This is a genomic window from Exiguobacterium sp. s89, assembly GCF_018617735.1.
GTDB lineage: Bacteria > Bacillota > Bacilli > Exiguobacteriales > Exiguobacteriaceae > Exiguobacterium > Exiguobacterium marinum.
This window is the reverse complement of sequence record NZ_JACSKS010000001.1, coordinates 688,199-707,962: the sequence shown is the minus strand read 5'-3', so window position 1 is coordinate 707,962 and position 19,764 is coordinate 688,199. Positions and strand designations below refer to the sequence as shown.

The 19,764-nt window shown below is 48.5% G+C and carries 23 protein-coding genes; 22 read left to right on the top strand and 1 reads right to left on the bottom strand.

Annotated elements, in window-relative coordinates:
- Positions 1 to 70: 70 nt before the first annotated feature.
- Genes fapR through rnc form a run of 6 tightly spaced genes read left to right on the top strand, consistent with a single transcriptional unit; the run spans position 71 to position 4,436 of the window.
- Positions 71 to 640, top strand: a complete 570-nt coding sequence (gene fapR / locus KNO96_RS03650) for a transcription factor FapR (RefSeq protein WP_015881355.1) — start codon at positions 71 to 73, stop codon at positions 638 to 640.
- Positions 637 to 1,626 carry a phosphate acyltransferase PlsX gene (gene plsX, locus KNO96_RS03645; protein WP_214702257.1) on the top strand — a complete coding sequence of 330 codons (990 nt, stop codon included), beginning with the start codon at positions 637 to 639 and terminating at the stop codon, positions 1,624 to 1,626. The genes fapR and plsX overlap by 4 nt, the downstream gene beginning before the upstream one ends.
- Positions 1,627 to 1,644: 18 nt before the next feature.
- Positions 1,645 to 2,565: an ACP S-malonyltransferase gene (gene fabD / locus KNO96_RS03640; protein ID WP_214702255.1), complete on the top strand. Its 921-nt coding sequence runs from the start codon at positions 1,645 to 1,647 to the stop codon at positions 2,563 to 2,565.
- Positions 2,558 to 3,298 (top strand): 3-oxoacyl-[acyl-carrier-protein] reductase, encoded by a 741-nt coding sequence (fabG, locus tag KNO96_RS03635; protein ID WP_026826278.1) that lies wholly within the window; start codon positions 2,558 to 2,560, stop codon positions 3,296 to 3,298. The genes fabD and fabG overlap by 8 nt, the downstream gene beginning before the upstream one ends.
- A 58-nt stretch (positions 3,299 to 3,356) precedes the next feature.
- Positions 3,357 to 3,596, top strand: a complete 240-nt coding sequence (acpP, locus tag KNO96_RS03630) for an acyl carrier protein (RefSeq protein WP_026826277.1) — start codon at positions 3,357 to 3,359, stop codon at positions 3,594 to 3,596.
- A gap of 60 nt (positions 3,597 to 3,656) precedes the next feature.
- Positions 3,657 to 4,436 carry a ribonuclease III gene (gene rnc, locus KNO96_RS03625; protein ID WP_285800405.1) on the top strand — a complete coding sequence of 260 codons (780 nt, stop codon included), beginning with the start codon at positions 3,657 to 3,659 and terminating at the stop codon, positions 4,434 to 4,436.
- Positions 4,437 to 4,472: 36 nt separating this feature from the next.
- On the opposite strand, the gene KNO96_RS03620 is transcribed toward rnc, so the two are convergent.
- Complete coding sequence (locus KNO96_RS03620) at positions 4,473 to 4,667, bottom strand: DUF1128 family protein (protein WP_214702254.1); 195 nt, start codon at positions 4,665 to 4,667, stop codon at positions 4,473 to 4,475.
- A gap of 114 nt (positions 4,668 to 4,781) precedes the next feature.
- On the opposite strand from KNO96_RS03620, the gene smc reads away from it, so the two are divergent.
- From smc to dprA, 16 genes are all read left to right on the top strand, one after another.
- The gene (gene smc, locus KNO96_RS03615) at positions 4,782 to 8,339 is read left to right on the top strand and encodes a chromosome segregation protein SMC (protein ID WP_214702253.1); all 3,558 of its coding nucleotides are present in this window, start codon (positions 4,782 to 4,784) and stop codon (positions 8,337 to 8,339) included.
- Entirely contained in the window at positions 8,336 to 9,361 is a 1,026-nt protein-coding gene (gene ftsY / locus KNO96_RS03610) for a signal recognition particle-docking protein FtsY (protein ID WP_026826273.1), read from the top strand. The genes smc and ftsY overlap by 4 nt, the downstream gene beginning before the upstream one ends.
- 96 nt (positions 9,362 to 9,457) lie before the next feature.
- A complete protein-coding gene (locus KNO96_RS03605; RefSeq protein WP_214702252.1) occupies positions 9,458 to 9,781 on the top strand; it encodes a putative DNA-binding protein in 324 nt (107 codons plus the stop codon).
- 11 nt (positions 9,782 to 9,792) lie between these two features.
- Positions 9,793 to 11,133, top strand: a complete 1,341-nt coding sequence (gene ffh / locus KNO96_RS03600) for a signal recognition particle protein (protein ID WP_214702251.1) — start codon at positions 9,793 to 9,795, stop codon at positions 11,131 to 11,133.
- Between the two features lie 82 nt (positions 11,134 to 11,215).
- Positions 11,216 to 11,491 carry a 30S ribosomal protein S16 gene (gene rpsP / locus KNO96_RS03595; RefSeq protein ID WP_015881366.1) on the top strand — a complete coding sequence of 92 codons (276 nt, stop codon included), beginning with the start codon at positions 11,216 to 11,218 and terminating at the stop codon, positions 11,489 to 11,491.
- A 54-nt stretch (positions 11,492 to 11,545) separates the two neighbouring features.
- Positions 11,546 to 12,064, top strand: a complete 519-nt coding sequence (gene rimM / locus KNO96_RS03590; RefSeq protein WP_214698201.1) for a ribosome maturation factor RimM — start codon at positions 11,546 to 11,548, stop codon at positions 12,062 to 12,064.
- A complete protein-coding gene (gene trmD, locus KNO96_RS03585) occupies positions 12,054 to 12,770 on the top strand; it encodes a tRNA (guanosine(37)-N1)-methyltransferase TrmD (RefSeq protein ID WP_026826269.1) in 717 nt (238 codons plus the stop codon). Before rimM ends, trmD begins: the two co-directional genes overlap by 11 nt.
- A gap of 114 nt (positions 12,771 to 12,884) precedes the next feature.
- Entirely contained in the window at positions 12,885 to 13,238 is a 354-nt protein-coding gene (rplS, locus tag KNO96_RS03580) for a 50S ribosomal protein L19 (RefSeq protein WP_015881369.1), read from the top strand.
- 82 nt (positions 13,239 to 13,320) lie between these two features.
- Positions 13,321 to 13,863 carry a signal peptidase I gene (gene lepB / locus KNO96_RS03575; protein WP_026826268.1) on the top strand — a complete coding sequence of 181 codons (543 nt, stop codon included), beginning with the start codon at positions 13,321 to 13,323 and terminating at the stop codon, positions 13,861 to 13,863.
- A 12-nt stretch (positions 13,864 to 13,875) separates the two neighbouring features.
- Positions 13,876 to 14,736, top strand: a complete 861-nt coding sequence (gene ylqF / locus KNO96_RS03570) for a ribosome biogenesis GTPase YlqF (protein WP_214698205.1) — start codon at positions 13,876 to 13,878, stop codon at positions 14,734 to 14,736.
- A 44-nt stretch (positions 14,737 to 14,780) separates the two neighbouring features.
- A complete protein-coding gene (locus KNO96_RS03565) occupies positions 14,781 to 15,533 on the top strand; it encodes a ribonuclease HII (protein WP_214698206.1) in 753 nt (250 codons plus the stop codon).
- Positions 15,534 to 15,547: 14 nt separating this feature from the next.
- Positions 15,548 to 16,393, top strand: a complete 846-nt coding sequence (locus tag KNO96_RS03560; RefSeq protein WP_214702250.1) for a hypothetical protein — start codon at positions 15,548 to 15,550, stop codon at positions 16,391 to 16,393.
- Positions 16,390 to 16,650, top strand: coding sequence for an EscU/YscU/HrcU family type III secretion system export apparatus switch protein (locus KNO96_RS03555; protein ID WP_026826264.1), 261 nt, complete (start codon positions 16,390 to 16,392; stop codon positions 16,648 to 16,650). Before KNO96_RS03560 ends, KNO96_RS03555 begins: the two co-directional genes overlap by 4 nt.
- A 120-nt stretch (positions 16,651 to 16,770) precedes the next feature.
- Positions 16,771 to 17,931 carry an ADP-forming succinate--CoA ligase subunit beta gene (gene sucC / locus KNO96_RS03550; protein WP_026826263.1) on the top strand — a complete coding sequence of 387 codons (1,161 nt, stop codon included), beginning with the start codon at positions 16,771 to 16,773 and terminating at the stop codon, positions 17,929 to 17,931.
- 12 nt (positions 17,932 to 17,943) lie between these two features.
- Positions 17,944 to 18,861 carry a succinate--CoA ligase subunit alpha gene (gene sucD, locus KNO96_RS03545; protein WP_026826262.1) on the top strand — a complete coding sequence of 306 codons (918 nt, stop codon included), beginning with the start codon at positions 17,944 to 17,946 and terminating at the stop codon, positions 18,859 to 18,861.
- Between the two features lie 50 nt (positions 18,862 to 18,911).
- Entirely contained in the window at positions 18,912 to 19,706 is a 795-nt protein-coding gene (dprA, locus tag KNO96_RS03540; RefSeq protein WP_214702249.1) for a DNA-processing protein DprA, read from the top strand.
- Positions 19,707 to 19,764 lie beyond the last annotated feature (58 nt).

Here is a 19,764-nt window from a genome sequence, read left to right as displayed (position 1 = left end):
ACTAAAGAATATATACTGCTATTAGTACCAGGTGTTAAGTTCTTTAGTGATTAGTTTAGGAGGGAACTGAATGCGGGTACCTAAGAAAGAGCGGCAACGCTTGTTACAAGAGACGATTGAACACAACCCGTTCATCAAAGACGAAGAACTATCAAAACAGTTTTCCGTCAGCATCCAGACGATTCGGCTCGACCGGATGGAATTAAAAATTCCAGAAGTAAGGGAACGAATCAAACATGTGGCTTCCGAACATCTCGATGAAGTCAAATCGCTTTCAATGAGCGAGGTCATCGGTGATATGATTGACTTAAAACTAGATGACTCTGCCATCTCAGTCCTCGATATAGAAAAAGAACACGTCTTTAGCCGCAATGAGATTGCCCGTGGACACGTCTTGTTCGCGCAAGCCAACTCGTTAGCGGTGGCGCTCATCAATGATGAATTGGCGTTGACCACTAAAGCGGACATCCGCTTCAGTCGCCAAGTCCATCTTGGAGAGCGAGTCGTTGCCAAGGCTCGTGTGATGAAGCTACGTGGGGACGGGAGAACAGATGTCACGGTCGAAAGTTATGTCGGCGAGGAGTGCGTCTTTGACGGCGACTTCACGATTTACCGACGTGGTGAGGAGGAACAAGCATGAAGTTAGCGATTGATGCAATGGGTGGCGATCACGCACCGAAGGCGATTGTGGAAGGTGTGAAACGGTTCGTCGAACAATATCCGAACGAATCGATGGAACTCTTTTTAGTCGGTGATGAGGTAAAAATTGCCTCATACGGTCTTGACGACCCGCGTGTGACGGTCGTTCCAGCAAGTGAGATCATCACAAGTGAGGATGAACCGGTTCGAGCGGTTCGCCGTAAGAAAGACAGTTCGCTCGTTGTAGCGGCAAAGCTCGTCAAAGAAGGGAAAGCGGATGCCCTCGTGTCTGCCGGAAATACCGGGGCATTGATGGCGGCATCTCTTTTCATCATCGGACGAATCCCGGGAATCGAGCGTCCGGCATTATCTCCGACGTTCCCTACATATACAGGTAGTGGTGTCGTCGTACTAGATGTCGGAGCGAATCCGGATGCGAAGGCCGAACACCTTGTAGATTATGCGATCATGGGTTCGCTCTATGCGGAACACGTCCGTGGCATTAAAACGCCACGTGTCGCCCTTCTCAATATTGGGACAGAAGCCGGGAAAGGAAATGCGCTCACAAAAGATGCGTTCCCCCTCCTTGAAGAGGCCCCTGTCCACTTCGTTGGAAATGTCGAGGCACGTGAAGCGATGTCAGGTGACGTGGACGTCATCGTGACAGAAGGATTTGCTGGAAACATCTTATTAAAAGGTGTAGAAGGCTCGTCGGCGATGCTCATGAAAATGATGAAAGAACAATTCACGAGCAATCTTGTATCAAAACTCGCCGCTCTCATCTTAAAACCAAAATTAAGACGATTGAAAGAAACGCTTGATTATCGCGAACATGGTGGAGCTGGATTATTTGGGATCAATGCGCCTGTCATCAAAGCTCATGGGTCGAGTGATGCACTCGCGATCATGAGTGCATTGAAACAGGCAAAAATCATGGTAGACCACGATGTCGTCGATAAAATCAAGCGTGCCAAAGCGATAGACTAAGCGAAAGCAGGTGAGGACATGGGGAAAGTAGCATGGGTGTTCCCAGGACAAGGCTCTCAAGCCGTAGGAATGGGACAGACATTTTTAGATCATCCGGAGACACTTCAAGCAATCGGGCGTCGACTCGGGTTTGACCTTCTTGAAGTCATGTCATCGGGATCGAAAGAAGACCTTCAAGCAACTGAAGTCGCACAGCCGGCCATCGTGGCGCATGCCTCGTTGCTCGCAAAAGCCTATGCGGATAAAGGGGCGGCACCAGATGTCGTGATTGGGCATAGCGTAGGTGAATACGCAGCGCTCGTCAGTGCGGGTGTCATCGATTTAGAAGAGGCGACCGTGCTCGTCCGTGAACGTGGTCATTTGATGTCTGAAGTGAAGGACGGAACGATGGCGGCTGTCGTCGGGATGACCGATTTGACAGAAGCGCATCACATCACAGAAAAAATCAGTGCGAGCGGGGATTTGGTTCAAATCGCTAACTTGAATTGTCCTGGTCAATTTGTGATTTCAGGGCATGTCGACGCTATCGAACAGGCGAGCGTTGAATTGAAAACCGCTGGTGCGAAACGGGTATTGCCATTGAATGTATCTGGAGCGTTTCATAGTTCCTACATGATGCCGGCAGCGACACGATTCCAAGATGTCCTCGCCTCGTCACCGTTTGAAGCGGCTTCAGTCGACTTTATCTCGAACGTGGATGCTGCTGTACATCGTGACCCTGAACAATTGAAGGTGCTATTGACGAAACAACTTTATTCGTCAGTCCGCTTCGAGGATTGTGTTCGAAAAGCGATTGCAGATGGTGTGGACACATTCATTGAATTCGGTCCGTCTTCACCACTTTCTGGATTGATTAAACGAATCGATTCGAGCGTTTCGATTCAAAAGGCGACCACGCTCGAAGAAGTCGCCTCGTTAGGGGGAGAAGTTCGTGCATGATCAAGTAGCGATTGTGACTGGCGCGTCCCGTGGAATCGGTGCGGCCATCGCGAAACGTTTAGGGGAAGACGGTTTTCGAGTCGTCGTGAACTACTCGGGTAGTGAACAGAAGGCAAATGACGTTGTGACAGCGATTGTGGAGGCAGGCGGAGAAGCCATTGCCGTGAAGGCAGACGTCTCAAACGCAGATGATGTTAAAGCGCTCGTCAAGACGACAGTCGATTCATTTGGACGAATCGATTGCCTCGTCAACAATGCGGGGATTACACGTGACGGGTTACTCATGCGAATGAAAGAAGCCGACTTCGAAGACGTGCTATCGACGAACTTGAAAGGGGCCTTTCTGACATCGCAAGCCGTCACGCGACCTTTGCTCAAATCGAATGCAGGTCGAATCATCAATATCGCCTCGGTTGTCGGGATTACTGGAAATGCGGGACAGGCGAATTATGCGGCTGCGAAAGCAGGGTTAATCGGATTGACAAAATCGGTGGCTCGCGAACTCGCGGGACGTCATGTGACAGTCAATGCCGTGTGTCCTGGTTTCATTCAAACCGACATGACCGATGCCTTGACAGATGCACAACGAGAGGCTACACTCGAGCAGATTCCGTTCAACCGTTTTGGTCAAGTCGAAGAGGTGGCGAATCTCGTCTCGTTCCTAGCATCAGAACAAGCGGCATATGTGACCGGACAGACAATTGCCGTCGACGGTGGCATGACAATGGCGTAAAAGAGAACTTTACCAACAGACTGACATTTAATATACTTACCTTTGGAGGGATTTTATCATGACAAAAGAACAAATTTTAGTAGACGTACAAGAAGCAGTGGCAGAGAAGCTCGGGAAAGATGTATCTGAGATCACAGCGGACAAATCATTCAAGGATGACCTTGGCGCTGACTCGCTCGAAGTGATGGAAATGGTGATGGACCTCGAAGATAAATTCGACATCACAATCGAAGACGAAGACGCTGAAAAACTTGCGACTGTCGGCGACGTAGTGGCTTATATCGAAACAAAAGTGTAATCAAGCCATCCCACCGCCCGGAACCGAGCGGTGGGCTTGTGCTTATTCATGGAGGGAACTATGACAAAAGACAAAAGACGGTTTGACCGTCAAGGGTCGGCGCAGCGACGTCGGCGACAGGAGATGGAACGAGCACGCATCTTAGAATTATTCAAATCATTAGAAGAACGTTTAGACGTTCAATTTTCAGATCGCGACTTACTCATGCAGGCGTTCACCCATTCTTCTTATGTGAATGAGCAACGAGGGTTACGGAAAGATAATGAACGTTTAGAATTTTTAGGGGATGCTGTTCTAGAGTTAACTGTATCTCGCTTCTTATATGAGACTTATCCGGAGCGCTCCGAGGGGGAATTAACGAAATTACGAGCGGCGATCGTTTGCGAACCGTCACTCGTGAATTTTGCGGAAGCCTATGCTTTTTCTGACTTCACCTTGCTTGGAAAAGGTGAAGAGTTGACCGGTGGGCGAAAACGTCCGGCACTACTTGCCGATGTATTCGAATCCTATATCGGTGCTCTTTATTTGGACCAAGGAATTGAGGCAGTCGAACGATTCCTCGCCGAAGCGGTTTTTCCGAAAGTCTTAGCGGGTGTATTTGAAGAACAGACTGATTTTAAAAGTCAGTTGCAGGAAAGTGTGCAACGCGAAGGGCTCGGTCCTGTATCGTATGAGATTATCGAAGAGCGTGGTCCGGCGCATAGCCGTGAATTCGTGGCGCATGCCCGTCTCAGTGACGATATCGTCGGTGAAGGGATTGGACGCTCTAAAAAAGAAGCCGAGCAATTGGCGGCGAAAGAAGCGCTCATCGCCTTTAACAGGCGTTACGCAGATTTATAAACGAAAGGAGTGGACCCGATTAGGTCCACTCCTTTTTCATGTCAATTGACCGAGCTCTTCGACAATCCCGTCAACTTCCGATATAGAAAGGGAAGAACGTGTCATTACGTACTCGTAAATCTCTTTCACCGCTGTTGGGTCGGCTGCATTATATTCTTCCGCTTTGATCGCACCGCGGTTAATAATATTCATCTTATCCAAAATAGCTTCAATCATCTGTTCATTCGTCATCTGTATTCCCCTTTCTACAGTTCTTTTAAGAATAGCATGATTCGGGCATTTTGACGAACTGTTAACTGTGGTAAAATATACAGATGAATGCTTACTGCGGATAGGATGGTCACGATGCACTTAAAACGAATCGAACTCGCTGGCTTTAAATCATTTGCCAAGCGAATTGAATTAGATTTCCGTCCCGGCGTCACGGCTGTAGTTGGGCCGAACGGGAGCGGGAAATCAAATATATCGGACGCTGTTCGCTGGGTACTCGGAGAACAGTCGGCCAAATCACTTCGTGGTGCCAAGATGGAAGATGTCATCTTTGCCGGAAGTGAGGGTGAGAATCACCGTAACGTCGCCGAGGTCACGCTCGTCCTTGATAATCGCGACGAACAGTTACGTTTGCCTTATGAAGAAGTGAGTGTGACCCGTCGCGTGACCCGAAGTGGGGACAGCGACTATTTTGTGAATAAAAAACCTTGTCGATTAAAAGACGTGATTGATTTGTTTCTCGATACAGGTCTTTCCCGGGATGCGTTCGCCATCATCGGGCAAGGTCGGGTCGAACAAGTCATTTCCGGGAAACCAGAAGACCGCCGAGCCGTCATCGAAGAGGCAGCGGGAGTCCTCAAATATCGTCAGCGTAAAAAACAGGCTGAGCGTAAATTACAGGACACCGAGTTAAATTTGTCCCGAGTCGATGATATTTTATTTGAATTGGCTGATCGTGTCGAACCGCTACGTGAACAGGCAGCACTTGCAAGAGAGTATAAAGTCGCGAAAGCAAGACACGATGAACTTGAAACAGGCATTATGGGTGCCGAAATTCAGTTGCTTCAACGTGAGATTGAACAAGTGACGATCCGTCATGCAGAATCTGTTCAACAGTTATCTGATTGCGACCATTCGGTTCGTGACCTTACTGAAGAACGAAGTCAACTCGAGGCTGCACTTTCGACGCTTCGTGACGAGTTGACCGAATTGAATCAAACAGAGCGTGAACATTCGACATATGTCGAACGATTGACAGGTGACATCAAGCTCGCCAAAGCACAAGAAGAGCACGGCGCCGAGATGAAAGACCGTCTCCTTCGTCAACGTGAAGAAGTGAGCGCCGAGATGGCAGAACTTGAGACGCGGCTACAAGTCGTTCGTGACGACTTGTCTCAAAAAGTAGCCACGTTGCGCCAGACGACTGAGTCGAGAAATGCGCTTCAACAACAATTGACAGCAGCCTCGCGTGATTTTAATTCCGAAATCGAAGCGGTACAAAGCGAAGCGTTCGAACTCGCGACAACGCGAGCGACGATCAGTAACCAACAAAAACGGGAGCAACGGGATATCGATGTCGCCGTCGAGTCGAAGGAACGTCTTCTACGGGAGAATAAACACCGTCTTGATGAACGTTCCTCACAAGAAGCGACACTCAATGAGGCGCGAGAGCAATATGAACAAGTACAAAGTCGCTTCGAACACTTGAGTGAAAAAGAGACGGAACTTCGCGAAGAAGAGACGACAATCCGTGAAAAATTAACGCGAGCAGAGACATCGTACTATGACCTCGAACGCCGTCGTCAAAAGACAGAAGACCGAATTGAAATGCTCGAACGGATGAAGCAATCGTATGAAGGCTATTTCCATGCGGTCAAATTCGTCTTGAAAGAGCGCTCCCCAGGAGTACTTGGTGCTGTCGCTGAATTGATTCGTGTTCGTCCTTCGTATGAAGCCGCGATTGAAACGGCTCTTGGGCAGACACAACAACATGTCGTTGTTCGGGATGAAACGGTGGGACGACGGGAAATCGACAAATTACGAAAAGCAAACGCGGGTCGTGCGACATTCTTACCGATGACGACCATCAAACCAAGATTCGTACCGAGTGAAGTGTTGCATCGACTCGAATCGATGTGTGGATTTATTGGCGTGGCATCGGAGCTCGTCGAGACGGATGAATCGTTCGAAACGCTGAAAAAATCACTTCTTGGTGCGGTACTTGTTGCCGAGACGCTTGAAGTCGCGAACCAAATCGCACAATCGACAGGATACCGTTTCCGTGTCGTCACGTTAGAAGGGGACATCGTCAACGTCGGCGGTTCGATGACGGGTGGTAGTCGTAAGCAAGGGGTGGCCCTGTTCACGCAATCGCGTGAATTAGATGACTTGAAACAAGGTTTGACACAAGGTCTTGCTATGCTTCACGAGCAAAAACAACGTCTTGAAGAGTATACAGACGCGTTGACAAAGATCACGCAAGCGTTATCAACACTCCGAAACGAGAAACGTACCGTCGAAGTGACGTTTCGAGAGGTCGAGGCAGCTTATCGTACGGCCGAGCGTGCCTCGCTCGATGCGAAGTCACAACTTGAATTATTCGACCATGAAATGATGCGCTATGAGCAAACGATTGAAACGTCGACCGCTGAACTAGAACGATTGACGATAGAATTAGCCAATACGGACCGCGAGCAGGCAGAAATTCGTGTCCGTCTCGAGTCACTCCGTGCTGAACAAGCGAAAAGCGCTGAGAGCACGGGCCAATTCGAAACGTTGCTTCGTCAAAACGAACTCGATTTGCAACGGCATACCCTTGAAGAAGAGCGAGTTCGGCATGAAATGGATCGCTTGACGACTGAACGGAATCGTTTGAAGGACCGTTTGAGTCAGTTAGAGCGTGAGCTCGCGCGACTCGACAGTGGAGAAGTCGTCTCATCGGCACAGCTTGAAGAGACGCTCGCAGCTGCGGAGACAGAGTTCATAGCAATCCAAGGACGACTTCACGAGTTGACGACAACACTCAAGTCGAATGAAGAGGCGTACCGCATCATGCGTCAGCGAGTCGACCAGGCGACGGAAGCGCAACGTCAAGCAGACACGATTGTTCGGAAGTTTGAAACGGCCAAACAAGAGTTCGAATTAAAACGACAATGGAAGCTCGATGCGTTAGAAGAGAACGGACTCGTCGCCGAGCTACTACCAGAACTCGAGATCCCGCTCGAAGATGCGAAAGAGGAATTCAAGCTGCTCGTTCGTCAAATTGAGGAGATCGGACCTGTCAATTTGAATGCAATCGAAGAGTTCGATAGTGTTCATGAACGTTTCACATTCTTATCTGAGCAACGAGACGACCTCGTCAGCGCAAAAGGGGATTTATATGACATTATCGCCGAAATGGACCGTGAAGTGACTCGTCTCTTCAAGGAGACGTATACGAGCGTTCGTGCTCACTTCAAACAGACGTTCACTGAACTGTTCGGTGGAGGTGAAGCGGATTTGAAATTAATAGATGAGTCGGATCTACTGAATACGGGAATCGATATTGTGGCCAAACCACCTGGCAAAAAGTTACAGACGCTCAGTCTATTGTCCGGAGGGGAACGTGCGTTGACGGCCATCGCTTTGTTGTTTGCGATTTTGAAGACGCGTCCGGTACCGTTTTGTGTCCTCGATGAAGTCGAGGCGGCTCTTGACGAGGCGAACGTACATCGATTTGGAGAATACATTCGTACGCTGTCGATTGACACGCAATTCGTCATCATCACGCACCGAAAAGGTACGATGGAAGCTGCAGATACGCTATACGGCGTCACGATGCAACAGAATGGGGTGTCCGAGGTGCTCTCGGTTGAACTGTCTGAAGCAAAACGTGTCGTCGAAATGGATGAAGAGATGGAGGAATCACGTTGAGTTTTTTTAAAAAGTTAAAAGATAAATTAACGACATCTACCCAAGAGGTGTCACAGAAGTTTACAGATGGATTGACGAAGACACGTGACGGATTTGCGAGTGCCGTCAATGACCTCGTCTATCGTTTCCGTGAGGTGGATGAGGATTTCTTCGATGAACTCGAAGATTTGCTCATCCAAGCGGACGTCGGTGTCACGACGACGATGGACCTCGTCGAAGACTTGAAGGAAGAAGTGAAACGACGCAATTTGAAAGACCCGGTCCTTGTCCGTGACGCACTCGTCGAGGTCGTAGCGAATCGGCTTCAAGAAGATGAATCGGATCGTGAACTCAATATGCAGGATGGACTCACTGTCATTTTGTTTGTCGGCGTCAACGGCGTCGGAAAGACGACGACGATTGGGAAACTGGCGCACCAATTGAAGTCAGAAGGTCGCTCCGTCATGCTCGCGGCAGGTGATACGTTCCGTGCCGGTGCTATAGAGCAACTTGAAGTGTGGGGAGAACGTGTCGGGGTGCCGGTCATTCGTCAAACGGAAGGATCGGACCCAGCGGCAGTCGTATACGATGCCGTTCAGTCTGCGAAGTCACGTAACATGGATGTACTCATCTGTGATACGGCAGGACGTCTCCAAAATAAGGTCAATTTAATGAAAGAGCTCGAGAAAGTGAAACGTGTCATCGAACGAGAAATTCCGAACGGACCACACGAAGTCTTGCTCGCACTCGATGCAACGACGGGACAAAACGCCATGATTCAAGCGAAAGCGTTCAAAGAGGCAACGAACGTAAGTGGGATCGTCTTGACTAAACTCGATGGGACGGCAAAGGGCGGAATTGTCCTTGCAATCCGTAATGAACTCGACATTCCGGTTAAATATGTCGGTCTCGGAGAGAAGATGGATGATTTACAGGTGTTCAATCCGGAACAGTTCGTCCTTGGATTGTTCGGTGATGTTTTTGAAGACAAGACACAGGGTGACTCGACTGAAAAAGACGACACAAACAAAGACCTCGCCTAAGTTTTACTGTTAAGAAAAAAACTTGACAAGTACTTGGGACGGCTGTACTATTGGTAGTTGTAAAGGGATTTCACTTAACATGTGGAGGTGAAAGGTTTGACGCTCGAAAAAACGAATCGCATGAACTATCTCATCGATTTTTATCAAGCGCTCCTCACACCGAAACAGCGCAACTATATGTCTCTTTATTACCTAGATGACTACTCGCTCGGAGAGATTGCGGAAGAGTTTGAAGTCAGCCGTCAAGCGGTCTACGATAACATAAAGCGTACAGAAACGATGCTTGAACAGTACGAGGAAAAGCTTGCTCTATTCGAAAAATTCGAACAGCGTCAGCAACTTCTTCAGACCCTCAAACGTCAAGTCGAGCTCACGGATGACGTGAATGCCACGATTTCTGCGCTTGAGAATTTAGAGTAGGGGGCTGGAGCATGGCATTTGAAGGATTATCAGAACGGTTGCAATCGACACTTTCAAAAATGCGCGGTAAAGGGAAAATCTCGGAGGCAGACGTCAAAGAGATGATGCGTGAGGTTCGCCTCGCACTACTAGAAGCCGACGTCAATTTTAAAGTGGTCAAACAATTCGTCAATGACGTGAAAGAGCGCGCGGTTGGTCAGGATGTCATGAAATCATTGACGCCAGGTCAGCAAGTCGTCAAAATCGTTCACGAAGAGTTGACGAATTTGATGGGAAGCGATGTCGTCCCGATTTCATTTAGTCAGAAACCTCCGACAGTCGTCATGATGGTCGGTCTGCAAGGGGCGGGTAAGACGACGACGACCGGCAAGCTAGCGAACTTGATTCGTAAAAAGCATAACCGTAGTCCACTTCTCGTTGCGGCGGATATATATCGTCCAGCGGCAATCAAGCAACTCGAGACACTCGGGAAGCAACTCGATTTACCGGTCTTCTCACTTGGCGATCAAGTAAAACCGGAAGAGATTGTGACGAAAGCACTCGAGTACGCAAAAACAAATCATCACGATTTCGTGTTGATCGATACGGCTGGTCGCCTTCATATCGATGAGACGCTCATGGGTGAGCTCGAAAATGTGAAGACGATTGCCAAACCAAATGAAATCTTCCTCGTCGTCGATTCGATGACGGGTCAAGATGCGGTCAACGTGGCCGACAGTTTCAATGAGAAACTCGGAATCACCGGGGTCGTGCTGACAAAGCTCGACGGAGATACACGAGGCGGGGCAGCCCTTTCGATTAAGGCAGTCACGGGAGCGCCGATTAAGTTCGTCGGTCTCGGAGAAAAGTTGGATGCCCTCGAACCATTCCATCCAGAGCGCATGGCGTCAAGGATTCTTGGAATGGGGGACGTGCTCTCGCTCATTGAAAAAGCCGAGACACAAATGGACCAAGACGCAGCGAAGGAGCTAGAAAGCAAAATTCGTGACGCGTCATTCACGTTCGATGATTTCATTGAACAGTTGGCTCAAGTGAAAAACATGGGACCAATTGATGAATTACTTTCGATGTTACCTGGTGCAGGTAAGATGAAAGGGTTGAAGAACGTCCAAATCGACGAGAAACAACTCGATCACGTCGAGGCGATCATTCGATCGATGACAAAACATGAGCGCACCAATCCGGAAGTGCTCAATGCGAGTCGTCGAAAGCGGATCGCAAAAGGGAGCGGTCGCTCGATTCAAGAAGTGAACCGTCTCATCAAACAGTTCGATGACATGAAGAAGATGATGAAACAAATGTCAGGACAAATGAAAGGGAAGAAAAAAGGCCTCGGTCTTCCATTCTTCTAACAAAAACTTTTGTCAGTCGAACGAAAAAGCTGTATACTATAAAAGTTGTCAATTCTTAAACACATGATGGAGGTATATTACCATGGCAGTTAAAATTCGTCTTAAGCGCATGGGCGCAAAAAAATCACCTTTCTACCGTATCGTTGTAGCAGACTCACGTTCACCACGTGACGGTCGCTTCATCGAGCAAGTTGGTCACTACAACCCGGTTGCAAAACCAGAAGCAGAAGTTCGCATCAACGAAGAACTCGCGCTCAAATGGTTGGCAGACGGCGCGAAGCCATCTGACACAGTACGTAACTTGTTCTCTAAAGCAGGGATCATGGAGAAATTCCACAACGCGAAAAACGCGAAGTAATGATGTGGCCGACCTTTTCTGAGGTCGGCCTATTTTGTTGAGGAGGGAAATGAGATGGATTGGTTATATGTTGGAAAAATCGCCAATACGCATGGACTTAAAGGCGAAGTGAAGATTTTGGCGGCAACAGACTTTCCGGAAGAACGTTTTAAAAAAGGAAACACGCTGTTTCTTGATGTGGACGGAACGAAACAAGAAATGACAATCACGACATATCGTCCGCATAAGCAGTTTCATCTTGTCACGTTCAAAGGACTTGAGAATATCAACCTCGTAGAAAAATATAAAGGATTGAAGCTATATGTTCATGCCGAACACGTCCACGAGTTAGATGAACATGAATTCTATTATCATGAAATCATTGGTTGTGAGGCCATCGTGGACGGGATTGTCATCGGTGTCGTCGATGACATCTTTGAAACGAACGGTGCGAACGATGTGTGGGTGATCAAGCGCCCAGGTAAGTCGGATGCTCTCATCCCCTATATCGAATCGGTCGTTAAAGAAATCGACTTGGAAACGAAGCGAGTTGTCATCACACCGATTCCTGGAATGATTGACGATGAAGATTGATGTGTTGACGTTGTTCCCGGACATGTTTCAGGCGCTCGATCATTCCATCGTTGGCCGGGCGAAAGCGCTCGGGCAGGTGGACATGACCTTTGTCAACTTTCGGGACTTTTCAACGAACAAGCATCATAAAGTCGATGATTATCCGTATGGCGGCGGGGCGGGCATGTTACTCACGCCACAACCAATCTTTGATGCGTTTGACTCTCTCGAGGCACGAAAGCCTCGAATCATCCTCACGACCCCAACTGGAAAACCGTTTAATCAACAGATGGCAGAGGAATGGGCAAAGGAAGAACATCTGATCTTTTTATGCGGGCATTATGAAGGGTTTGATCAGCGTATCCATGATGAACTGGCGACCGATGAGGTGTCGATTGGGGACTTTGTTCTGACTGGTGGAGAGCTTGCGACGATGGTGATGATCGATGCGACCGTGCGACTACTTCCGGACGTCCTCGGCGATCAGGCGAGCCATGAAGATGATTCTTTCTCGACCGGACTTCTTGAGTATCCGCACTATACACGACCGGCTGAATTTCGTGGGTTGAAAGTACCGGACGTCCTCCTATCGGGGAACCATGCCCGAATCGAGGAATGGCGGCGGGAACAATCGCTTGAGCGGACCTATCGAAAACGGCCGGATTTGCTCGAACATGCCGAGTTGACGGAACATGATAAAAAGTTTCTGCAATCGTTGCGCGATTGAGAAATATATGCTATGTTTGAACATGTGGGTTAAACCCACCGATTACCGATGTTCCGCTGTTGGATGCTTGGGCATATGAAGATATGAACATTGAAGAAAAAGGAGATATGATTCATGAACACACAAAAACTGTTCCGTGAAATCACAGAAGAACAATTCAAATCGGACGTACCTGCTTTCCGTCCTGGTGACACAGTACGTGTCCACGTTAAAGTTGTAGAGGGAACGCGCGAGCGTATCCAGATCTTCGAAGGCGTAGTCATTAAGCGTAAAGGTGGCGGCATCAGCGAAACATTCACAGTCCGTAAGATTTCTTACGGTGTAGGTGTTGAGCGTGCATTCCCGCTTCACTCACCACGCGTTGCGCAAATCGAAGTTGTACGCTACGGTAAAGTTCGCCGTGCGAAACTTTACTACCTCCGTAACCTTCGCGGTAAAGCAGCACGTATTAAAGAAATCCGTCGTTAAGATGGGAATTGAGCTTGTCGCTTGCGACAAGCTTATTTTTTTCTAGTACAATAAGTTCAAATGGATAGAGGAGTGAGTGAAGTTGAAAGAAGTGTTTAGTTGGCTAAAAGCCATCGTCGTCGCTCTTGTCATCGCGTTCGTTATCCGGACGTTCATCTTCGTTCCTGTCATCGTTGAAGGAGAGTCAATGATGCCGACGCTCCACAATGCGGATCGAATGATCGTCAGTAAAATTTCGAACTATGTTGGAGAGCTAGACCGAGGCGATATCGTCGTATTCCATGCGACAGAATCAAAAGATTATATTAAACGTGTCATCGCTATTCCAGGCGACACGCTCGAATATCGAGATGACGTGCTCTATATTAATGATGAAGCGGTTGAAGAGCCGTATTTAGATGAGTTCCGTGCACAGATGAACGGGTTTCCGCTGACGGAGAACTTTACACTTGAACAAGTGACGGGTGAGTCGGTCGTTCCTGAGGATTCGTATTTCGTCATGGGAGACAATCGTCAAAACTCGAAAGACAGCCGTGAGATTGGGTTTGTGTCGAAAGAGGAGATTGTCGGCAAGACAAACTTCATCTTCTGGCCGCTCGATGATGTTGGCACGATAGAAGATTAAGGTGGTGCTTTTTTGGCAATTCAATGGTTTCCTGGCCACATGGCCAAAGCAAGAAGACAAGTTACTGAAAAGTTAAAACTGATTGATGTCGTCATCGAGCTCGTAGATGCGCGTGTGCCGCAATCGAGCCGTAACCCGATGGTCGATGAGATTACGGCGGGCAAACCCCGTCTTATCGTCTTGAACAAGTCAGACATGGCGGATCCCGTCGTCACCGACGCTTGGCTCCGCGCCTTGAAGCGCGATGACGTCGAGGTCGTCGCCGTCGATGCAAAGCATAGTAAAGGCTTGAAACAACTCATCACGGGTGCTCAAAAGTTGATGAAAGAAAAACATGACCGCATGCGTGAAAAGGGGCGTAACCCTGGACCGATTCGTGCACTCATCATCGGTATCCCAAACGTCGGGAAGTCAACACTCATCAACCGTCTCGCAGGACGAAACATCGCCATCACGGGCGACCGTCCGGGTGTGACGAAGCGTCAACAGTGGATCAAGATGAAAGGCGGCGAGATGGAACTCTTGGACACGCCAGGTATTCTCTGGCCGAAATTTGAGGACCAACAAGTTGGTTATCGCTTGGCCGCAACAGGCGCCATCAAAGATGAGATTCTCAACTTGGACGACATCGCCCTGTACACCGTCCGAGAATTGCAGGCGCGTTACCCGGAGCAATTAAAGGAACGATTCAAAATCGAGACGTTACCTGATGATGCGGTGGAACTTCTCGAGATGATTGGGAAGAAACGCGGTTTACTCAGTGGTGGATACGTCGATTTTGAAAAAACGAGCGAACTACTTTTGAATGAACTTCGACATGAAAAAATCGGACGGGTCTCCCTCGAGACACCGGCCGACCATGAAATGATTTGAAGCTCTGTGAAAACAGGGCTTTTTTGAGTAGGAGGAGAAAGATTGTGACGATTCAACAGATTAAACAACAGCTTCAAGATATCCGATATGAAGAGTGGATACAAATGAAGTCAACATTATCACAAGACCCACGGGTGGGTGTGCAGACGTTGATTCGGCAGAAGGAGCTGCAATTTGAACGGGAGCGGATGTTACGGTCCGATTTCGAACGACGCTTGACATATGAGCGCGAGTTAACACGTGCAGGATATGAACGGATTGTCGGCGTGGATGAGGTCGGTCGCGGTCCACTCGCAGGACCAGTCGTGGCGGCTGCCGTTTTATTACCTGAAGGATTTTACGTCGCGGGGTTGAATGATTCTAAAAAAATGACGAAAACGGCACGAGATGCGGCTTACAATCAAATCATGGAAGTTGCAGAAGTCGGTGTCGGAATCGTCGAGTCGGGGACAATTGATGATATCAACATATATGAAGCGACAAAACTTGCAATGATGGAGGCCATCCGTCAAGTCGGAGACGCCGATGCCTTATTGATTGACGCGATGAAGCTTGACCTCGATATTCCACAACAATCTCTAATCAAAGGGGACTCGCTCAGTGTCTCGATTGCCGCGGCAAGTGTCGTCGCCAAAGTCGTTCGGGACCGGATGATGGAAGAATACGACCTTACATATCCTGGCTACGGATTTGACAAGAACGCAGGATACGGGACCGAGGCACATATAGAAGGGTTGAGGCGCCTCGGGGTGACGCCAATTCATCGTCGTACGTTTGCCCCTATCAAGCATATGTGAAAGGAGTGATCGCGTTGCGTATCGATCACCAAGGAGTATTACCGTTCAAAGTGACCGAACAAACATCGCGACCGCTTTTGCTAGGCAATACAGTGGTCGGAAAGGTGTTGCAATTGTTACCCGGCAACGAGGCGGTTATGCAACTACCGCAAGGCATGTTCCGAGTCGGAGTCAATGCGAACGTCAAGGAGAATGTGACGTATAAGATGGTCGTCACGGACGTCGAACCAAAGCTTGTCTTGAAAGTGGTTACCCAAGCGACAGAGTCACTCATGACTGCTAAGTCCCCGCTACAAGTGCTAGGGGAGCAACTGGCGCGATTCATGCGGGAGCCGATGCAGACGCCGGAATCCCTCAAAAACGCGGGAAAAACAATGCTAGAGAGCGGATCCGGCAATGATGTGAAGACACTCGTCGGAGAACTGTTCAAAGCGAAAGGCGAGCCAAAGTTTGAGCAGTTCGTGAGAGCACAGGAGGCGTTCAACGCAGCCCAACATCCACCATTCGTCGCTCAAGCATTTCACATACCGCAATTAGGTACGTTTGAAAACGTCCAATTTCGGTTAGAGGCACCGAAGCGGGATGTAATTGACTCTGATCATGCAAGGATCGTGTTGTTTCTTGAGACGCCAAAGTTTGGCGAAACGGGAATCGATGTGTTGATTCAAAAGCGATACGTGTCTGTTCGAGTGTTCAATGAGCGACACGATTTAAGTCAATATGTTAGCGCATATGAACCGCTCTTGAAAGAGAGCTTGAATCGCGTTTCGTTCGAACTATCTTCTTTTTCGTATGAAGTGAAACGAGAACATGTTCCTGCTACGTTCGCGCCGCTTGGAAAGGTGGACCTCCAAGTATGAAAGACCAGAAGAAAGCGATGGCGCTCTCCTATGAGCAGTCGATGGATGCGCCACATGTCGTCGCCAAAGGAACGGGAATTGTAGCCGAACGCATGCTTGAGATTGCACTCGAAAACGGAATACCTGTTCATGAAGACCCAGCACTGCTTTCCTTACTCTCTGCTTTGAATATCGAAGATCAGATTCCGGAGGACGTCTATCAAGTCATTGCCGAACTTTTTGTGTTTCTTTATCAGATGGAACAGGATAAAATTTGATTTGTCTAGGGATATATGTGAAAAAAAGATGAAAACTTAAAGCAAGAACGATAGACAGCGCTTTCAGTTTTTCGTTACAATAGACGTGCCGATATTAAAGGGGACTAAGGGGGAAAACATATGAATATCCATGAGTATCAGGCAAAAGAATTGCTAAAAGAGTTTGGGGTAGCCGTTCCGACGGGTTATCCAGCCTTTACGGTTGAAGAAGCTGTAGCAGCAGCTGCGAAGCTTGATGGTGAAGTGAAAGTTGTAAAAGCACAAATTCACGCAGGTGGCCGCGGTAAAGCTGGCGGCGTCAAACTTGCGAAGACAGATGAGGAAGTGAAGCAATACGCTTCAGAGATTCTCGGGAAAACGCTCGTGACACACCAAACTGGTCCGGAAGGAAAAGTTGTCCAGCGTCTCTATATCGAAGAAGGTTCTGCGATTGACCAAGAATTTTACTTAGGACTCGTGCTTGACCGTTCGATCGGCCGAATTGTCATCATGGGTTCATCTGAAGGTGGTATGGACATCGAAGAAGTCGCTGAACATACACCGGAGAAGATTCATAAAGAGATCGTCGACCCAGTCGTGGGCTTACGTCCATTCCAAGCTCGTCGTCTCGCATTCAAGATGGAAGTCCCGACGAAACTCGTCAACAAGTTCAGTGACATGGTCATGAAGTTGTACAAAGTGTACGTCGAGACAGATTGCACGATTGCAGAAATTAACCCGCTCGTTACGACGAAAGACGGCAACGTCATCGCGCTCGATGCAAAATTGAACTTCGATAGCAACGCACTCTATCGTCACTCGGAGATCCTTTCGCTCCGTGACACGACAGAAGAAGACCCGCGTGAAGTGGAAGCGTCTAAACATGACCTCAGCTATATCGCACTTGACGGGAACATCGGCTGTCTCGTCAACGGTGCCGGCCTTGCGATGGCAACGATGGATATCATCAAACATTACGGCGCCGAACCCGCTAACTTCCTCGATGTAGGCGGCGGCGCGACGAAAGAAAAGGTAACAGAAGCATTCAAGTTGATTTTGTCAGACGACCAGGTCAAAGGAATCTTCGTTAACATTTTTGGTGGAATCATGAAGTGTGACATCATCGCAGAGGGGATTGTCGCAGCGACGAAAGAAATCGGACTCGACTTGCCACTCGTCGTTCGCTTAGAAGGAACGAACGTTGATGCCGGGAAACGCATTCTCGATGAATCTGGACTTGCGATCACGACAGCCAACTCGATGGCTGATGGTGCGGAAAAAATCGCAGCACTTGTTCGATAAGGGGGAAACGACATGAGTATTTGGGCGAATAAAGATACGAAAGTAATCATTCAAGGGATTACAGGGAAACAAGGTCTGTTCCACGGCGAACAGATGCTTGCATATAACACGAAATTAGTCGGTGGTGTCACACCTGGTAAAGGTGGCACGACGGTGCTCGACAACGTGCCAGTCTTCAACACGGTGTCTGAAGCGGTAGAAGCGACAGGTGCCAATGCATCCATCATCTATGTTCCACCAGCTTTCGCAGCGGACTCGATTATGGAAGCTGCGGACAGCGGCATCGAATTGATCATCTGTATCACAGAGGGAATCCCTGTTGTAGATATGATTCAAGTGAAACGCTATCTCGAGGACAAACCGGCGCGCTTGATTGGACCGAACTGTCCTGGAATCATCACACCAGGAGAAGCAAAACTTGGCATCATGCCTGGCTATATTCATACGAAAGGGCATGTCGGAATCGTCTCACGTTCTGGGACGCTCACGTATGAGGCGGTACATCAGTTGACGACTGCGGGAATCGGTCAATCAACGGCTGTTGGAATCGGGGGAGACCCAGTCAACGGAACGAACTTCATTGATACGCTCAAAGCGTTCAACGAAGATGAAGACACGAAAGCTGTCATTATGATCGGGGAGATCGGTGGAACAGCTGAAGAAGAGGCTGCTGAATGGGTGAAAGCGAACATGACGAAACCAGTCATCGGGTTCATCGGTGGCCAAACGGCACCTGAAGGCAAGCGCATGGGACATGCCGGCGCGATTATCTCAGGCGGCAAAGGGACGGCTGCAGAGAAAATTAAGACATTGAACGCAAATGGGATCGAAGTAGCTGAAACGCCAGCTGTCATCGGTGAAACATTGATTCGTGTCTTGAAAAATGAAGGTTTATACGAAGCGTGTGTCACGGGTCAACCGACGACATAAGAGTCTTGAGGGATGCTTGCATCCCTCATTTTTTTAAAGGAGATTTTGTGATGAATCAAACAATAGCTCGGTTTGCCGCTGCACGAATTCCGGTTGAATTTGTGCATCATTATTTGAACGGGACGCTAGAAGCACATCGCACTCAAATCTCTACACACGTTTGGAAGCGGGCTGAACGGGCGTTGCACGCGTCTGAGTCGTATACTCAGTTCGTCACGTGGGAAGATGAGCTGTTTCCAAAACGGTTACTCGACATCCCCAACCCACCATATTGCTTGTTTTACGATGGAGATTTAGAGGTACTACAAGAAAGAACGACTGCGATGGTCGGAAGTCGTGAGTTGAATCGAATCAGTCAATCGCTCGTGAATCATTATCACTCTTTAATAGAAGAAACTGTTTCGGTTTCAGGCGGAGCGCTTGGCATTGATGGCCTTGTCCACGAGCTTGCCTTAAATAAAAATCGTCCGACCGTGGCGGTGCTCGGAGCGGGGTTAAAAAACCTCTATCCAGCAGCGAACCGGAACATGCTTCTACGACTTCCTCTGAATGGAATTTTGTTGAGTGAGTACACGCCCGACACCCCGATTCAAAAATTTCAATTTTTGGAAAGAAATCGATTGGTGAGTGGTCTCGGTGATACACTCGTCGTCTTACAAGCAAGGAGAAAGAGCGGAACCATGAATACGGTCGGACACGCCTTAGAGCAAGGAAAGACGGTATTCGCGGTACCAGGTTCACCACTCGATCCACTTGCTGAAGGACCGAATCGATTGATTGAAGAAGGTGCGATTCCATTGACGAATTCTGATCAAATTATTCAAAATCTTAAGATTGTACGTTGACAAACCGGTGAGAACATGAATATTATGGTAGGGATTTAAATGACCTCTAAAAGGGGAG

Excerpts from the sequence above, each read along its gene's own strand:
- KNO96_RS03620 (WP_214702254.1), bottom strand. The coding sequence starts at position 4,667 with ATGACGAATGAACAGATGATTGAAGCTATTTTGGATAAGATGAATATT.
- sucC (WP_026826263.1), top strand. The coding sequence starts at position 16,771 with ATGAATATCCATGAGTATCAGGCAAAAGAATTGCTAAAAGAGTTTGGG.
- rimM (WP_214698201.1), top strand. The coding sequence starts at position 11,546 with ATGGATTGGTTATATGTTGGAAAAATCGCCAATACGCATGGACTTAAA.
- fabD (WP_214702255.1), top strand. The coding sequence starts at position 1,645 with ATGGGGAAAGTAGCATGGGTGTTCCCAGGACAAGGCTCTCAAGCCGTA.
- acpP (WP_026826277.1), top strand. The coding sequence starts at position 3,357 with ATGACAAAAGAACAAATTTTAGTAGACGTACAAGAAGCAGTGGCAGAG.
- KNO96_RS03555 (WP_026826264.1), top strand. The coding sequence starts at position 16,390 with ATGAAAGACCAGAAGAAAGCGATGGCGCTCTCCTATGAGCAGTCGATG.
- trmD (WP_026826269.1), top strand. The coding sequence starts at position 12,054 with ATGAAGATTGATGTGTTGACGTTGTTCCCGGACATGTTTCAGGCGCTC.
- plsX (WP_214702257.1), top strand. The coding sequence starts at position 637 with ATGAAGTTAGCGATTGATGCAATGGGTGGCGATCACGCACCGAAGGCG.
- rpsP (WP_015881366.1), top strand. The coding sequence starts at position 11,216 with ATGGCAGTTAAAATTCGTCTTAAGCGCATGGGCGCAAAAAAATCACCT.
- ffh (WP_214702251.1), top strand. The coding sequence starts at position 9,793 with ATGGCATTTGAAGGATTATCAGAACGGTTGCAATCGACACTTTCAAAA.
- sucD (WP_026826262.1), top strand. The coding sequence starts at position 17,944 with ATGAGTATTTGGGCGAATAAAGATACGAAAGTAATCATTCAAGGGATT.
- dprA (WP_214702249.1), top strand. The coding sequence starts at position 18,912 with ATGAATCAAACAATAGCTCGGTTTGCCGCTGCACGAATTCCGGTTGAA.
- smc (WP_214702253.1), top strand. The coding sequence starts at position 4,782 with ATGCACTTAAAACGAATCGAACTCGCTGGCTTTAAATCATTTGCCAAG.
- rplS (WP_015881369.1), top strand. The coding sequence starts at position 12,885 with ATGAACACACAAAAACTGTTCCGTGAAATCACAGAAGAACAATTCAAA.
- rnc (WP_285800405.1), top strand. The coding sequence starts at position 3,657 with ATGACAAAAGACAAAAGACGGTTTGACCGTCAAGGGTCGGCGCAGCGA.
- fapR (WP_015881355.1), top strand. The coding sequence starts at position 71 with ATGCGGGTACCTAAGAAAGAGCGGCAACGCTTGTTACAAGAGACGATT.